Genomic DNA, 14,983 nt, shown 5'->3' on the forward strand with positions numbered 1-14,983 from the left:
CAGTCCCCAAGTACCCGCAGTATCCGCACCTTTCAGAAGACCTTTCAGAAGACGGAGACGTCCGATGAGCCCCCGCACTCCCGGCGCCGACCTCCCCGACCACCCCGACTGGCTGTGGCGTACGCCCGAGCCCAAGCGGTCGTACGACGTAGTGATCGTCGGCGGCGGCGGACACGGCCTGGCCACCGCCCACTACCTGGCGAAGAACCACGGCATCACGAACGTCGCCGTACTGGAGAAGGGCTGGCTCGCGGGCGGCAACATGGCCCGCAACACCACGATCATCCGCTCCAACTACCTGTGGGACGAGAGCGCCGGCATCTACGAGCACGCGCTCAAGCTGTGGGAGGGCCTGGCGGAGGAGCTCGACTACCCGATCCTCTTCTCCCAGCGCGGTGTGCTGAACCTCGCGCACAGCCTGCAGGACGTACGTGACAGTGTGCGCCGCGTGGAGGCGAACCGCCTCAACGGCGTGGACGCGGAGTGGCTCGACGCTGACGGGGTCAAGGAAGTCTGCCCGATCGTCAACATCTCCCCGGACGTGCGCTACCCGGTCTTGGGCGCCACCTACCAGCCGCGCGCCGGCATCGCCAAGCACGATCACGTGGCCTGGGGCCTGGCCCGCTCGGCGGACGCCGCGGGCATCGACATCATCCAGAACTGCGAGGTCACCGGCCTGGACGTGGTCGGCAACCGAGTGGTGGGCGCCCAGACGAACCTCGGCTCGATCGCGGCCGGCAAGGTGGCGCTCTGCTCGGCGGGCCACACCTCGGTCCTCGCCGCGATGGCGGGCATCGAACTCCCCCTCCAGAGCCACCCGTTGCAGGCGCTCGTGTCGGAGCTGCTGGAGCCCGTGCACCCGACCGTCGTCATGTCCAACGCGGTCCACGTGTACGTCAGCCAGGCCCACAAGGGCGAGCTGGTCATGGGTGCGGGCATCGACGCCTACAACTCCTACACCCAGCGCGGCGCCTTCCACATCATCGAAGAGCAGATGTCGGCGGCCCTGGAGCTGTTCCCCGTCTTCGCCCGCGCCCACGTCCTGCGCACCTGGGGCGGCATCGTGGACGTCAGCCCCGACGCCTCGCCGATCATCGGGCTCACCCCCGTCGACAACCTCTACCTCAACTGCGGCTGGGGAACGGGCGGTTTCAAGGCCACCCCGGGCGTCGGCTGGGTTTACGCCCACACCATCGCCCACGACACCCCGCACGCCCTCAACGCCCCCTTCTCGCTCGACCGTTTCACCACCGGCGCGCTCGTCGACGAGCACGGCGCGGCCGCGGTGGCCCACTAGGGAGCCGATCCATGCTGCTCATCCCCTGCCCGTGGTGCGGGCCCCGCGACGAGGCCGAGTTCCACTACGGCGGCCAGGCCCACGTGCCGTATCCGGAGGACCCGGCGTCTCTCAGCGACGAGGAGTGGGCCCGGTACCTGTTCTTCCGCGACAACCCGAAGGGCCCCTTCGCCGAGCGCTGGAGCCACGTGGCGGGCTGCCGCCGCTGGTTCAACGCGGTGCGGGACACGTCGACGAACGAGATTCTGGCGGTGTATCGAGCGGGGGAGGGTCGTCGGGACTTTGATGAACTGAGGCGTACGGCAACCTCCCAGCCCCGTCCGGCATCACCAGCCCGTCCGGCGATTGAGGACGAGGCCGGTTCAGAGCCGAAGCGGGGGCTTGGGGGCGCAGCCCCCAGCGGGGTCGAAGGGGCGGAGTCCCTTCAGGACGGGACGGGTAGGGGCGGCGGGGGTGCTGCATCCATCAGCGGCTCCGCCGCGGGCCATCCGTTCCGCCACCCCACCCGCGGCCGTATCGACCGCGGCGCCCCCCTCACCTTCACCTTCGACGGCACCGAATACCAGGGCTTCCGCGGTGACACCCTCGCCTCTGCCCTCCTGGCCAACGGAGTCATCCAGGCCGGCACCAGCATCAAGCTCGGCCGCCCCCGTGGCATCTTCTCCGCCGGCGTGGAGGAGCCCAACGCGGTCGTCCAGATCGAGGCCCCGTTCCCCGAGCCGATGCTCCCCGCGACGACGGTCGAGCTCTACGACGGCCTGGTCGCGAGCAGCCTCCCCGGCCAGGGCCGCCTCGCCACCGAACCGGACCCCGCCCGCTACGACGCCGTACACGCCCACTGCGACCTGCTGGTCGTAGGCGCGGGCCCGGCCGGCCTCGCGGCCGCGGCGGCGGCAGCGAAGAGCGGCGCGCGCGTCATCCTCGCCGACGACCACCCGGAACTCGGCGGCAGCCTCCTGGGCACGGCCGAACACCTCGACTGGGTGCGGGAGATCACCGGGCAGCTCGACACCGCCCCCGAGGTCCGCGTCCTGCGCCGTACCACTGTCTTCGGCTATTACGACGACAACCACCTCCTCGCCGTCGAGCGCCGTACCAACCACCTCGGCGCCGAGGCCCCCGAGAACGTCTCCCGCGAACGCGTCTGGCGCATCCGCGCTCGCCGCGTCGTCCTCGCCACCGGCGCCCACGAGCGCTCGCTGGCCTTCGCGGACAACGACCGCCCCGGAGTGATGCTGGCCTCCTCGGCCCGCACGCACGTCAACCGCCACGGCGTCCTGCCCGGCCGCCACGCGGTCGTCTTCACCACCAACGACAGCGCCTACGCGGCAGCGCTGGACCTGGCCGCGGCAGGCGTGGAGGTCACGGCGATCGTCGACACCCGCCCCGAACCGGGGGAGTGGGCGGCGCACGCAAGGGCGGGCGGCATCGAAGTCCTGCCCGGCCATGCCGTCACCGGCACGGAAGGCGACACGCGCCTCACGGCCGTGACCGTCGCCCCGTACGGAGAGTCCGCGGGGCAGCGGCAGTTCGCCGCCGACCTGCTGTTGGTCTCCGGCGGCTGGAACCCGGTGGCGCACCTGTTCAGCCAGTCGGGCGGCAAGCTGCGCTACGAAGAGACGCTGGGCTCCTTCGTCCCCGACACCACCCGCCAGGCGGTCGAGGTCGTGGGCAGCGCGAGCGGCGTCCTCGACCCGGCCGCGGTCCTGGCACAGGGCGCGGCCGCCGGTGCCCGCGCCATCGAGGCCGAGGGCTACACCCCCGAGGCGCCCCGCCTCCCGGCAGCGGTGGCCGCACAGCCTCAGCCGACGCCCTCCATGCACGTGTACGTCGTCCCGGGTGCCTCGGACGCCCCCCGTTTCGTCGACCTCCAACGCGACGTCACCGTGGACGACCTGGCCCGCGCGACCGGCGCCGGTCTGCGCTCGGTCGAGCACACCAAGCGCTACACCACGGCCGGCACCGCCAACGACCAGGGCAAGACCTCCGGTGTCCTGGCCAGCGGCGTCGTCGCCGAACTGCTCGGCGTGGAGATCTCGGCGCTCGGCACGACGACCTTCCGCCCGCCCTACACCCCGGTCTCCTTCGCCACCCTCGCGGGCCGCGACCGAGGCGCCCTGCACGACCCCATCCGCACGACCGCCCTCCACGAGTGGCATGTCGCGCACGGCGCCCTCTTCGAGAACGTCGGCCAGTGGAAGCGCCCCTGGTACTACCCGCAGGACGGCGAGGACATGGAAGCCGCCGTACTGCGCGAGTGCCGGGCGGCCCGCGAGAACGTGGCCTTCATGGACGCCTCCACCCTCGGCAAGATCGACGTGCAGGGCCCGGACGCCGGTGTCTTCCTCGACCGGCTCTACACCAACATGATGAGCACCCTGAAGGTCGGCATGATCCGCTACGGCGTCATGTGCCGCCCGGACGGCATGGTCTTCGACGACGGCACGGTCATCCGCGTCGCCCAGGACCGCTTCCTGGTCACCACGACGACGGGCAACGCTGCCGCCGTACTCGACTGGATGGAGGAGTGGCTCCAGACCGAGTGGCCCGAGCTGAAGGTCCACTGCACGTCCGTGACCGAGCAGTGGGCCACGGTCGCCCTGGTCGGTCCGAAGTCCCGCGAGGTGCTTGGCTCGCTCGCGCCCCGACTCGCCGTCGCCAACGACGACTTCCCGTTCATGGCATGGCGCGAGACGACCGCCGCGGGCATCGAGGCCAGGGTGTGCCGGATCAGCTTCTCCGGCGAACTCGCCTACGAGATCAACGTGTCACCGTGGGAGGCCCTCGCCCTCTGGGAGGCCGTGTACGAGGCCGGTGCCCCGTACGGCATCACCCCGTACGGCACGGAGACCATGCACGTCCTGCGGGCCGAGAAGGGCTACCCGATCATCGGCCAGGACACCGACGGCACCGTCACTCCCCAGGACCTCGGCATGAGCTGGGTGGTGTCGAAGAAGAAGCCGGACTTCATCGGCAAGCGGTCCTACGCCCGTGCGGACACCACCCGCCCCGACCGCAAGCACCTGGTCGGCCTCCTCCCCGAGGACCCGGGCACCTTCCTCCCGGAGGGCACCCACCTGGTCGCCGACAGCGTGCTGCCGGAGCCGCCCGTCCCGATGCTCGGCCACGTCACCTCCAGCTACCGCAGCGCGGCCCTCGGCCGGACCTTCGCGCTCGCCCTGATCAAGGGCGGCCGGGACCGCATCGGCGAGCGGCTGTACGCCCCCGTGGGCGACCAACTGGTCCCGGTGACCGTCGCAAGCCCCGTCCTCTACGACCCCGAGGGAGCCCGCCGCGATGGCTGACAACGCCCTGACCGCCCCGCTCCGCAGCCCCCTGTCGCACGTCGCGGAGCGCCTGGCCGCCGCGACACGCACGTCCGGGGGTGCGATCCGGCTGGCCGAACTCCCCTTCCTGGCCCAGATCAACGTGCGCCTCGACGCCAAGGGAGCGGCGGCGGAAGCCGTCGGGCTCGCACTGGACCTCCAACTGCCCCTCCAGCCGAACACCGTCGTACGCGCGGGGGAGTTGACCGCGCTGTGGCTCGGTCCGGACGAGTGGCTGCTGGTCGGACCGCCGGGGAGCGAACGGGACCTGGAGAGCCGGATCCGGGAGGCCGCGGAAGACGAGCCGGTCTCCGTCACCGACGTCTCCGCCCAGCGCACCACGCTCCTCGTCACGGGCCCCCGCGCCCACGACCTGCTGGCCCACGGCTGCCCGCTGGACCTGCATCCGCGGGCCTTCGGGTCCGGGCGCTGCGCCCAGACGACACTGGGCCGCACGCAGGTGGTCCTGGTCGCCCGGGGCGAACCCAGGGCCGGATTCTGGGTGCTGGTCCGCTCGTCCTTCGCCAGCTATCTGGCGGACTGGTTGCTCGACGCGGCGACGGAGTACATCTGAGCGACCACGACGGGGTTGCCCCCCGTCGCCTCTGTGGGAGCTCTGCTGAAGGGCTCCCACAGGGCCTTCTGCATGACGTTTCGTGATTCGCATCGAAAGTCGGACCTCTGTGACCACCACGACCCACGCCACCACCGCTCCGCACCCGGGAACGCCGGAACTCCACCCGCACGGGCTTCTACGCCCCGGCCGGACGTTGGTCATGGGCGTGGTGAACGTCACCCCGGACTCGTTCTCCGACGGCGGGCTGTCGTTCGCGGCGGACGCGGCCGTCGCGCACGGACTCGCCCTGCTCGCGCAGGGAGCGGACATCGTGGACGTCGGCGGTGAGTCGACCCGCCCCGGCGCGACACGCCCGCCGGTAGAGGAGGAGCTGCGACGCGTTCTGCCCGTCGTCCGGGAACTCGCCGCGGTGGGCGCGATCGTCAGTGTCGACACCATGCGGGCCGAGGTCGCCGCCCGCGCGCTGGACGCGGGTGCACGACTGATCAACGACGTCTCAGGGGGCCTCGCCGACCCCGCGATGCTGCCGCTGATGGCCCGGGCGGGCACGCCGTACGTGGTGATGCACTGGCGTGGACACTCCGCCGGCATGCAGGCGAACGCCGTCTACAACGACGTCGTCACCGACGTGCTCGACGAGCTCCGCCTGAGGATCGAGGCAGCGCTGGAGGCGGGGATCCCGCCCGGCTGCCTGATCATCGACCCCGGGCTGGGCTTCGCCAAGGCGCCCGAGCACAACTGGGAGCTGCTGGGCCGTCTGGAGGAGGTCCGTGCACTGGGCCACCCCGTCCTCGTGGGCGCGTCACGCAAGTCGTTCCTGGGCCATTTGCTGGCGGACCGGACGACGGGACAACCGCGCCCAGCACGGCTGCGTGATGCCGCGACGACCGCCGTGTCCGTCCTCGCCGCCGCGCAGGGCGTCTGGTGCCTGCGGGTGCACGACGTCGCCTCGACGCTGGACGCGGTACGGGTGACGGCTCGCTGGGGCGTCGAGGCGGCAGCGTCAGCACGGTCGCCGCTGCGCTGAGCGCCCCTGTGGAGCCTCAGCCCAGATAGCCCATCCGGCGGCTGATCTCCTCCGCGCCCTTGATCAGTACTGGTGCGAACTCGTGGATGCGCTCCTCGGTGAAGCGGTACGCGGGGCCGGAGGCGCTGAGCGCGGCGATGACCTCGCCGTCGCGGGACCGGATCGGGGCCGCCATGGCGTGCAGGCCGATCTCGAATTCCTCCAGCGTCACCGCGTACCCGCGCTCCCGCGTCTCGGCGAGGTTCTTCTCCAGCCTCGTACTGGCGGTCAGAGTGTGCGGCGTAAGCTTCTGCATCCCGGATGCCGCGAGCACGTCGGCGCGCTCCTTCTCCGGCAGGTGGGCCAGCAGGATCTTCCCGCTCGACGTGGCGTGCACCGGGGTGAGCTGCCCGACCCAGTTGTGGGTGCCGACCGCGCCCGGGCCGCGTACCTGGTAGAGGTTGACCGCGTAGTGCTCCTGCAGGACCGCGATGTTGACGGTCTCGCCGATCTCCTCGCTGAGCCGCTCGCACACCGGCCTGCCCTGCTGGGTGATGTCGAGACGGCCCGTTACCGCGCCGGCCAGACGCACGAGCCCGAAGCCCAGCCGGTACTTGCCCCGCTCGGCCGTCTGCTCGACCAGACCACGTGCTTCCAGTGCCCCGAGCAGACGGAACGCGGTCGACTTGTGGACGTCGATCTCGGCGGCGACCTCGCTGACACCCGCCTCGCCGCGCTGGGCCAGGATCTCCAGGACGCTGACGGCACGGTCGACGGACTGCACTCCGTTCACCGCGGGACCTGCTGTTTCGCTATCTGCGGTGTAGTTGCTCATAGCGCAACTATACGTCCATGGGTCCCGCAGGGGCCGTGGAAGGCGACCCCCATGGCGGGATCCGGCCGCCCGCATGGTTGCACGGCCCGTCCCGTCGGCGGAAGGCCATAGTGCAGTTCCCGTTGACCAGCACACGGCTCTCGCTGTGTCTGCGGGTGTCCGGCGGACGACTTCCAGCGGGATGGCGAGTTCGCTCGGCCAACCCCTTGACAGTGGGTGTCCGCAGGGAGACAGTTTGGTCGGTCGTTGCTTATAGCGATGAAAGTTGCGCAATATGCAACATTCTGCCTCGGCCTCGGTCCTCACCCGGGCCCCAGTGAAGTCCTCTCCCTCCCCTCGACGAGGAGATCGACCGTGACACACGAGGTACGCGCCGTCGTCGCCCGGAAGAAGGGCGCACCGGTCTCGGTGGAGACCATCCTGGTGCCGAACCCCGGCCCCGGTGAGGCGCTGGTGCAGGTACAGGCCTGCGGCGTCTGCCACACCGACCTGCACTACCGGGAGGGCGGGATCAACGACGAGTTCCCCTTCCTGCTCGGCCATGAGGCCGCAGGCGTCGTCGAGGCGGTCGGCGAGGGCGTCACCGAGGTGGCACCCGGCGACTTCGTCGTGCTCAACTGGCGCGCGGTCTGCGGCGGCCAGTGCCGGGCCTGCCGCAAGGGCAAGCCGTGGTACTGCTTCGCCACCCACAACGCCACCCAGCCGATGACGCTGGCCGACGGCACCCCGCTCTCCCCGGCCCTCGGTATCGGTGCCTTCGCAGAGAAGACCCTGGTCGCCGCCGGCCAGTGCACCAAGGTGGACGCGACAGCATCCCCCGCGGCGGCGGGCCTGCTCGGCTGTGGCGTCATGGCCGGCTTCGGCGCCGCGGTCAACACCGGCGGCGTCGGCCGCGGCGACTCGATCGCGGTGATCGGCTGCGGCGGGGTGGGCATGGCCGCCATCGCGGGTGCCAAGGTGGCCGGCGCCGGCCGCATCATCGCCGTCGATGTCGACGAGCGGAAGCTGAAGTGGGCCGAGCAGTTCGGCGCCACCGACACCGTCGACTCCTCCAAGACCGACGCCGTCGAGGCGATCCGTGACCTCACCGGCAGCTTCGGCGCCGACGTCGTCGTGGACGCGGTGGGCCGTCCCGAGACCTTCAAGCAGGCCTTCTACGCCCGTGACTTGGCCGGCACCGCCGTCCTGGTGGGCGTACCCACCCCGGAGCTGACCCTCGACCTGCCCCTGCTGGACGTGTTCGGCCGCGGCGGGGCCCTGAAGTCCTCCTGGTACGGCGACTGCCTGCCCTCCCGGGACTTCCCCGCCCTGATCGACCTCTACCTCCAGGGCCGCTTCGACCTGGGCGACTTCGTCAGCGAGACGATCGGCCTGGACGACGTAGAGGCCGCGTTCGCCAAGATGCACCACGGCGAGGTCCTGCGCTCGGTGGTGGTCCTGTGACCGCGCGGATCGAGCACCTCGTCACCTCCGGAACCTTCCAACTGGACGGCGGCAGGTGGGAGGTGGACAACAACGTCTGGCTGATCGGCAACGACGACGAGGTCCTCGTGAGCGACGCCGAGGCGATCGCCGCGGCCGTCGGCAACCGGCGCCTGGTCGCCGTCGTGTGCACGCACTCGCACAACGACCACGTGAACGACTGGATCGCCCGAGGCCACTGACCCGCCCGTCACCGCACACGAATCTGGAGGAAGACCATGGCGGCACAGTCGAAGGTGGTCATCATCGGCGCCGGTATCGTCGGGTGCGCACTCAGCGACGAACTGACCGCACGAGGCTGGACGGACGTCACCGTCCTGGAGCAGGGTCCGCTCTTCGCCACGGGCGGCTCCACCTCGCACGCCCCCGGTCTGGTGTTCCAGACCAACGGGTCCAAGACGATGACCGAGTTCGCCCGGTACACGGTGGAGAAGTACAGCGCGCTGACCCTGGACGGGCAGTGGTGCTTCCGGCAGGTCGGCGGCCTGGAGGTGGCCACCAGCCCCGAACGGCTCGCGGAGATCCAGCGCCGGCACGGCTGGCTGACCTCCTGGGGAGTCGACAGCCGCCTGCTGACGCCCGAGGAGTCCGCCGCACTGCACCCCCTGCTGGACCCGGAGCGGATCCTCGGCGGCCTCCACATCCCCAGTGACGGCCTGGCCAAGGCGCTGCGGGCGAGCGAGGCGCAGGCCCGCCTGGCAACGGCCCGCGGAGCCCGTTTCCACGCCCACCACACCGTGACCGGGATCGAGACGACCGGAGACCGGGTCAGCGCGGTCGTCACGGACCAGGGGACCTTCCCGGCGGACATCGTGGTCTCCTGCGCCGGTTTCTGGGGCCCGAAGATCGGCCGCATGGTCGGGCAGCCGGTGCCGCTCGTGCCCCTGGCCCACCAGTACGCCCGCACCACCGAACTCCCGCTGCTCGCCGGGCGGAACGACGAGCGCACCGAGGCGTCCCTGCCGATCCTGCGCAACCAGGACGCCGGCCTGTACTACCGCGAACTCGTCGACCGGATCGGCATCGGCTCCTACGCCCACCGGCCCATGCCCGTCAGCCTGGACGACGTGGCGCACCCGCGTGACGCCGTGATGCCGTCCTCGCTGGAGTTCACCGAGGCCGACTTCGAGGGCGCCTGGGCCGACTCCCTCGCCCTGCTCCCGTCCCTGGCCGACGCGAAGATCGAGGAGGGCTTCAACGGCATCTTCTCCTTCACCTCCGACGGCATGCCGCTGATGGGCGAGTCGCCCAAGGTGCAGGGCTTCTGGCTCGCGGAGGCCGTGTGGGTCACCCACTCGGCCGGCGTGGCCAAGGCCATGGCCGAGTGGCTGGTCGACGGCCGGCCCGGCACCGACGTCCACGAGTGCGACGTCAACCGCTTCGAGGAGGTGCAGCTGGCGCCCTCCTACGTACACGAGCGCAGCTGCCAGAACTTCGTCGAGGTGTACGACATCCTGCACCCGTTGCAGCCCATGGAGTCCCCGCGTCCCCTGCGGATCAGCCCCTTCCACTCGCGTCAGGAGGCCCTCGGCGCGGTCTTCCTGGAGGGCGGCGGCTGGGAACGCCCGCACTGGTACGAGGCCAACGCCGCCCTGCCCGAGGTGGCCCGCATCCCCGGCCGGGCCGCCTGGGCGTCCCGCTACTGGTCGCCGATCGCCGGCGCCGAGGCCCTCGTCACCCGCGAACGCGTGGCCCTGTACGACATGACCCCGCTGAAGCGGCTGGAGGTCACGGGCCCCGAAGCGCTCTCCTTCCTCCAGAAGCTGACCACCAATCAGCTCGACAAGCCGGTCGGCTCGGTCACCTACACTCTGCTGCTCGACGCCGCCGGCGGCATCCGCAGCGACCTGACCATCGCCCGCCTGGAGGCCGAGCGCTTCCAGATCGGCGCCAACGGCAACCTCGACCTGGACTGGCTGCGCCGGCGCCTGCCGGGCGACGGCTCGGTGCAGGTGCGCGACATCACCGCCGGCACCTGCTGCCTGGGCGTATGGGGCCCGCGCGCCCGCGACCTCGTACAGTCGCTGACCGACACCGACTTCTCGCACCAGGGATTCGGCTACTTCAAGGCCAAGCAGGCCTACCTCGGCGACGTCCCGGTCACCGCGATGCGGCTGAGTTACGTCGGCGAACTCGGCTGGGAGCTCTACACCACGGCCGACCTCGGCGCCAAGCTGTGGGACACCTTGTGGGAGGCCGGGCAGGAGCTGGGGATCATCGCCGCCGGCCGCGGCGCCTTCAACAGCCTGCGTCTGGAGAAGGGTTACCGCTCCTGGGGTCATGACATGACCACTGAGCACAACCCATACGAGGCCGGCCTCGGCTTCGCGGTCCGACGCACCAAGGAGCACTTCACCGGCAAGTCCGCGCTCGAGGGGATCAGCGACGAGACGGTCACCCGCCGGCTCACCCCTCTGGTCATCCAGGACCAGCAGTCCGTGGTGATGGGCCACGAACCCGTCTACGTGGACGGCCGGCCGGTCGGCTACGTGACCAGCGCTGCCTACGGCTACACCATCGGCGCACCGATCGCCTACGCCTGGCTGCCCGCCGAACACGCCGCTCCCGGAACCCCGGTGGAGATCGAGTACTTCGGCGCCAAGGTCGCGGCCCTCACCGCCGCCGAGCCCCTGTTCGACCCCGAGATGTTCCGTATCCGTCGCTGAACCGGCCCCGAGCACCAGCAGAACCACACCCTCATCGGCAAGATTCCCAGGAGATGGACACATGGCCTCTTCGTACGACGTGATCGTCGTCGGCCTGGGCGGGATGGGCAGCGCAGCTGCCTATCACCTCGCCGCCCGCGGTCAGCGAGTGCTCGGCCTGGAGCGCTTCGGCCCGGCCCACAACCTCGGCTCCAGCCACGGCGGATCACGGATCTACCGGCAGGCCTACTTCGAGGACCCGGCCTACGTACCACTGCTCCTCCGCGCCCACGAACTGTGGGAGAAGCTCGCCGCCGACTCCGGACGCGAGGTCTTCACCGAAACCGGCGCTCTCATGATCGGCCGCGAGGACAGCACGGCCTTCGCCGGCACGCTGCGCAGCGCCCACGAGTGGGGCCTGGACCACGAGGTCCTTGCCGCGGCCGATATCCGGCGCCGCTTCCCCACCTTCAACCCGGCGGCGGAAGACGTCGCCTTCTACGAGCGCAAGGCCGGCATCGCCCGGCCCGAGGCGACCGTCACGGCCCACCTGGACCCGGCCCGGGTCCACGGCGCCGATCTGCACTTCGCCGAAATGGTCCTCGGCTGGGAGGCCGACGGCCCGGGCGGCAGGGCCTGGGTGGTGACCGACCGCGGCGCCTACACCGCCGACCGGCTGGTCATCGCCCCCGGGGCCTGGGCGCCGAAGCTCCTGACCGACCTCGGCGTGAGCGTGACGGTGGAGCGTCAGGTCATGTACTGGTTCCAGCCCGAGGGCGGAACCGGCCCGTTCACCGCCGACCGGCACCCCGTCTACATCTGGGAGGACCCGGACGGAACCCAGATCTACGGCTTCCCCTCGCTCGACGGCCCCGACGGCGGCGCCAAGGTCGCCTTCTTCCGCAAGGGCGTCCCCAGCGACCCCGACACCCTCGACCGCCGGATCCACCCGGACGAGATCGCGGTCATGGCCGAGTATCTGCGCCCGCGCATCCCCACCCTGCCCGGCCGCTTCCTCAAGGCCGCGGCCTGCATGTACGCCAACACCCCGGACGAGCACTTCGTCCTCGCCCGGGACCCCGAGCACCCGCAGGTGACCGTGGCCTGCGGCTTCTCCGGCCACGGGTTCAAGTTCGTCCCCGTCATCGGGGAGATCCTCGCCGACCTGGCCACCGAAGGCACCACCGACCACCCCATTGCCCTGTTCGACCCCCGCCGCGTGCGCGTCTGACGTCTTCCGAAGGTGACACGATGACCATCACAAATCTGCCGCCCAGCCTGATCCCCACGCTGTCCGGCGAGTACTACACCGACCCCCAGGTCTTCGCCCAGGAGCAGGAGCGGGTCTTCGAGGCCATGTGGTTCTGCGTGGCCCGCGCCGCCGAACTGGCCAAGCCCGGCGCCTTCCGCACCTACCAGGTCGGACGGGAGAGCGTGCTGATCTCCCGCTCGCGGGACGGCTCGATCAAGGCGTTCCTCAACATCTGCCGGCACCGCGGGGCCAAGCTGTGCACCGAGGAGTCCGGCGAGGTCAAGCGGGCCTTCCAGTGCCCGTACCACGCCTGGACCTACGGCCTGGACGGCAAGCTCGTCGCCGCGCCGAACCTGACGTCGATGCCCGATGTCGGCCGCACCGAGTACGGCCTGATCAACGTCCATGTGCGGGAGTGGCTCGGGTATGTGTGGGTGTGCCTGGCGGAGAACTCGCCCTCCTTCGAGGAGGACGTCATCGGTGAGGTCGTCGCCCGTCTCGGCGACGTCGAGTCGATCGAGCGCTACGGCATCGAGAACCTCCAGGTGGGCCGCCGTATCACCTACGACGTGAAGGCCAACTGGAAGCTCATCATCGAGAACTTCATGGAGTGCTACCACTGCGCCACGATCCACCCCGAACTCACCGAAGTGCTCCCTGAGTTCGCGGACGGCTACGCGGCCCAGTACTACGTGGGCCACGGTGCCGAGTTCGGTGAGGACGTCCACGGCTTCACCGTGGACGGCTCCGAGGGCCTGGACCGCATTCCCGGGGTCGCCGAGGACCAGGACCGCCGCTATTACGCCATCACCGTCCGGCCGCAGGTCTTCATCAACCTCGTCCCCGACCACGTGATCTTCCACCGGATGTATCCGGTGTCCGTGGACCGCACGATCGTCGAGTGCGACTGGCTCTACCTCCCGCACGTCGTCGAGAGCGGCAAGGACGTCAGCCGGTCCGTGGAACTCTTCCACCGGGTCAACCAGCAGGACTTCGACGCCTGCGAGCGCACGCAGCCCGGAATGAGCTCGAAGGCGTACGCCAAGGGTGGCGTGCTGGTGCCCAGCGAGCACCACATCGGCGAATTCCACACCTGGCTGCAGAACAAGCTCGAGGTGCGGCCCACGCACTGATCCCTCCCGCCCCGGTACCGCCCGTCCACCTGCTGTTGTGGCCCCTCCGGCAGGTGGACGGGCCACGGGGCTTCCGTTGCGAAATGCGCAACATTGAGCGCCATCAGGAATTGATCTACGAATCCTCCCTTGACAAGCGACGCACCTCGCAGAAAGCTTGTTGCGTATAACGATGATTGTTGTGTCATGTGAGACAACTCTCCGTCTGGAGCCGACATGAGGAGCATCACCGTCGTCGGAGCGTCCCTCGCAGGCCTGAGTACGGTCCGCGCGCTGCGCGCAGAGGGCTACGACGGCGAAATAGTCGTCATCGGCGAGGAGCGCCACACTCCCTACGACCGTCCGCCGCTGTCCAAGGACTTCCTCAAAGGGGGCCTCGACGCCGACGCGCTCGCGCTCGGTGACGCGGACGAGTACGAGGACTTGGACGTGCAGTGGCTGCTCGGCGAGCGCGCGGTGCGGCTCGACCCCGTCGCCCGGACCGTCACCCTGGCCGGAGGACGGCATGTGCGCACCGACGGGGTCGTCGTCGCGACCGGCGCCAGTCCCCGGACGCTCCCCGGCACGGACGGGCTGGCCGGTGTCCACACCCTGCGCACTCTGGACGATGCCCAGGCCCTGCGCGCCGAGCTGTTGGAAGGCCTGCCCAGGGTCGTCGTCATCGGTGCCGGCTTCATCGGCGCCGAGGTGGCGGCCACCGCCCACCGGCTCGGGCTTCACGTCACCGTCGTCGAGGCGCTCGACGTACCGCTGGAACGCCAACTGGGGCGCGAGATGGGGCTGGTGTGCTCCTCGCTCCACAACGATCACGGGGTTCGCCTGCTGTGCGGAACCGGCGTGGCGGGACTCGTCGGCGAGGGCCGGGTTACCGGCGTACGGCTGGCGGACGGGCGGGTGCTGCCCGCCGACATCGTGGTGGTCGGGGTGGGTGTCAGGCCCGCCACCGACTGGCTCGCCGGTTCCGGCGTGCAGGTGGACGACGGCGTGGTGTGCGACGTCGGCTGCTCGACCGGTGTCCCGGGCGTGGTCGCCGTCGGTGACGTCGCCCGCTGCCCCAACCCGTTCACCGGACGGCACGCCCGCATCGAGCACTGGAGCAACGCCACCGAGCAGGCGAAGACCGCCGCCCGTACGCTGCTGACCGGTGTGTCGGCCCCCGCCCCGCTCACCGCGCCGTACTTCTGGTCCGACCAGTACCAGGTGCGCATCCAGCTCGCCGGACACGTCGCCCCCGGCGCCGAGCCCGAAGTTGTCGAAGGTGACGTCGACAGCCGCACCTTCACGGCCGTCTACCGGCGCGAGGGCACCCCCGTCGCCGTGCTCTCCCTCAACCAGCCGAAGTTCTTCAACCGGCTCCGCCGCACCCTCGTCCCCGCCGCCGCGGCCGCCGTCTCATGAGTTCCCCGCCTCAACTCCCCCTCACGCAATCC

General features: G+C 70.5%; 10 protein-coding genes and 1 pseudogene. 10 read left to right on the forward strand and 1 reads right to left on the reverse strand.

The annotated features are described in order from the left end of the window. Positions 1-64 precede the first annotated feature (64 nt). The 4 genes from ACFVJQ_RS27575 to folP all read left to right on the forward strand — a co-directional run bounded on the left by ACFVJQ_RS27575 (position 65) and on the right by folP (position 6,227). A complete protein-coding gene (locus ACFVJQ_RS27575) occupies positions 65-1,297 on the forward strand; it encodes a sarcosine oxidase subunit beta family protein (protein WP_385516301.1) in 1,233 nt (410 codons plus the stop codon). A gap of 11 nt (positions 1,298-1,308) precedes the next feature. Then, positions 1,309-4,602, forward strand: coding sequence for a sarcosine oxidase subunit alpha family protein (locus tag ACFVJQ_RS27580; RefSeq protein WP_385787900.1), 3,294 nt, complete (start codon positions 1,309-1,311; stop codon positions 4,600-4,602). Then, positions 4,595-5,197, forward strand: a complete 603-nt coding sequence (locus ACFVJQ_RS27585) for a sarcosine oxidase subunit gamma (RefSeq protein WP_385516303.1) — start codon at positions 4,595-4,597, stop codon at positions 5,195-5,197. Before ACFVJQ_RS27580 ends, ACFVJQ_RS27585 begins: the two co-directional genes overlap by 8 nt. Before the next feature lie 202 nt (positions 5,198-5,399). After that, on the forward strand, positions 5,400-6,227 hold the full coding sequence (folP, locus tag ACFVJQ_RS27590) for a dihydropteroate synthase (protein ID WP_385788114.1): 828 nt from the start codon (positions 5,400-5,402) through the stop codon (positions 6,225-6,227). 16 nt (positions 6,228-6,243) lie between these two features. Here the strand turns inward: folP and ACFVJQ_RS27595 are convergent, their stop codons facing one another. Then, positions 6,244-7,041, reverse strand: a complete 798-nt coding sequence (locus ACFVJQ_RS27595) for an IclR family transcriptional regulator (RefSeq protein ID WP_385516305.1) — start codon at positions 7,039-7,041, stop codon at positions 6,244-6,246. A 354-nt stretch (positions 7,042-7,395) separates the two neighbouring features. Between ACFVJQ_RS27595 and ACFVJQ_RS27600 the strand changes: the two genes are divergently transcribed. The 6 genes and pseudogenes from ACFVJQ_RS27600 to ACFVJQ_RS27625 all read left to right on the forward strand — a co-directional run bounded on the left by ACFVJQ_RS27600 (position 7,396) and on the right by ACFVJQ_RS27625 (position 14,951). After that, on the forward strand, positions 7,396-8,484 hold the full coding sequence (locus tag ACFVJQ_RS27600; RefSeq protein ID WP_385516306.1) for an S-(hydroxymethyl)mycothiol dehydrogenase: 1,089 nt from the start codon (positions 7,396-7,398) through the stop codon (positions 8,482-8,484). Further along, a pseudogene (locus ACFVJQ_RS27605) lies at positions 8,481-8,681 on the forward strand (MBL fold metallo-hydrolase); the annotation flags it as partial. The gene ACFVJQ_RS27600 and the pseudogene ACFVJQ_RS27605, both read left to right, overlap by 4 nt. 60 nt (positions 8,682-8,741) lie before the next feature. Continuing rightward, a complete protein-coding gene (locus tag ACFVJQ_RS27610) occupies positions 8,742-11,189 on the forward strand; it encodes an FAD-dependent oxidoreductase (RefSeq protein WP_385787904.1) in 2,448 nt (815 codons plus the stop codon). Positions 11,190-11,250: 61 nt separating this feature from the next. Then, positions 11,251-12,399, forward strand: a complete 1,149-nt coding sequence (solA, locus tag ACFVJQ_RS27615) for an N-methyl-L-tryptophan oxidase (protein ID WP_385787907.1) — start codon at positions 11,251-11,253, stop codon at positions 12,397-12,399. 20 nt (positions 12,400-12,419) lie between these two features. Continuing rightward, positions 12,420-13,553, forward strand: a complete 1,134-nt coding sequence (locus tag ACFVJQ_RS27620) for an aromatic ring-hydroxylating dioxygenase subunit alpha (protein ID WP_385787910.1) — start codon at positions 12,420-12,422, stop codon at positions 13,551-13,553. Positions 13,554-13,769: 216 nt separating this feature from the next. Further along, entirely contained in the window at positions 13,770-14,951 is a 1,182-nt protein-coding gene (locus ACFVJQ_RS27625) for an NAD(P)/FAD-dependent oxidoreductase (protein WP_385514993.1), read from the forward strand. Positions 14,952-14,983: the final 32 nt, after the last annotated feature.

It is taken from the genome of Streptomyces sp. NPDC127197 (assembly GCF_042672405.1).
In the GTDB taxonomy this organism is placed as follows: Bacteria; Actinomycetota; Actinomycetes; order Streptomycetales; family Streptomycetaceae; genus Streptomyces; species Streptomyces flavusporus.